At 41.4% G+C, this 1,140-nt stretch carries 2 tRNA genes and 2 rRNA genes; all 4 read right to left on the bottom strand.

Annotated features, from left to right (window positions below):
• Nucleotides 1-269: ribosomal RNA gene (locus DC083_RS09990) — 23S ribosomal RNA — on the bottom strand; the annotation flags it as partial.
• Between the two features lie 535 nt (nucleotides 270-804).
• Nucleotides 805-880, bottom strand: a tRNA-Ala gene (locus DC083_RS09995).
• Between the two features lie 19 nt (nucleotides 881-899).
• Nucleotides 900-976 (bottom strand) — tRNA-Ile (locus DC083_RS10000).
• Nucleotides 977-1,049: 73 nt separating this feature from the next.
• Nucleotides 1,050-1,140 (bottom strand): 16S ribosomal RNA (locus DC083_RS10005); the annotation flags it as partial.

A 1,140-nucleotide genomic window follows, 5' to 3' on the forward strand; every position in this document is an offset into this window, starting at 1 on the left:
ACTCCCGGGTCGCTCGCCACTACTGCGGGAATCTCAATTGATTTCTTTTCCTCTGGTTACTTAGATGTTTCAGTTCACCAGGTTCGCTTCCAGCAGCCTATTTTATTCAGCTGTGGATGACAGGGTTTTAAGCCTGTGCGGGTTTCCCCATTCGGACATTTCCGGATCAAAGCTTGATTGCCAGCTCCCCGAAACTTTTCGCAGACTTCCACGTCCTTCATCGCCTGTAATCGCCAAGGCATCCGCCATGTACGCTTATTCACTTGACCATATAATAGGGATTAGACTCATTTTTTAATGAATCGTCCAAACTATATGATTTAATAGCTTTCTAATTCTCCTACGAATGTAACATGATAACGTTTCACTTTAAGTTAACTCATTTTATCAATCTGTCCTCATCAACAATATCTTTCGATACTATTAACTGACAGTCAGTAAAATTGAATACATCGTTTACTTAAGTGATGCAATCTCTCCCGATCTCTCTTTATATCTCAATACTAACTTACCATTCTCATCACGAGAAGAATAAATCAACATCAAGACCCAAAAGATCTTGGTCACTATTACTCGATTCACATCGATCAATAATGACTGCTGCATCGCTATTACGTTGCACCAACTAATCCAAATTGTTAAAGAACACTCTAAATAGATTAGAGTATAAATAAGATGACTTAATTTACTTCCTTACTACTTGTAAGATCATAAATCACTTTATTTATCGTCTATTCTATTAGAAGAAGAGTTTTAAACTTCTTATCTCTAGATCTTCAACTACCAATCCATAACCACTTAAAATGGTGGAGGATAACGGAGTCGAACCGATGGCCTCCTGCGTGCAAGGCAGGCGCTCTACCAACTGAGCTAATCCCCCTTTTACCGGGTTACTTATTTGGTGGGCCTAGGTAGACTCGAACTACCGACCCCACGCTTATCAAGCGTGTGCTCTAACCAACTGAGCTATAGGCCCAGATCTAGCTTTTCTCTTCTTCTATCTTAAATAAGTTTCTATGGAAGCTCGTACCTCTTGCGAGTCGCTCTTTAAAGGAGGTGATCCAGCCGCAGGTTCCCCTACGGCTACCTTGTTACGACTTCACCCCAGTCATCGACCACTCCGTGGTAAGCGCCCATTTT

The sequence above is a fragment of the Ignatzschineria ureiclastica genome (assembly GCF_003121845.1).
In the GTDB taxonomy this organism is placed as follows: domain Bacteria; phylum Pseudomonadota; class Gammaproteobacteria; order Cardiobacteriales; family Wohlfahrtiimonadaceae; genus Ignatzschineria; species Ignatzschineria ureiclastica.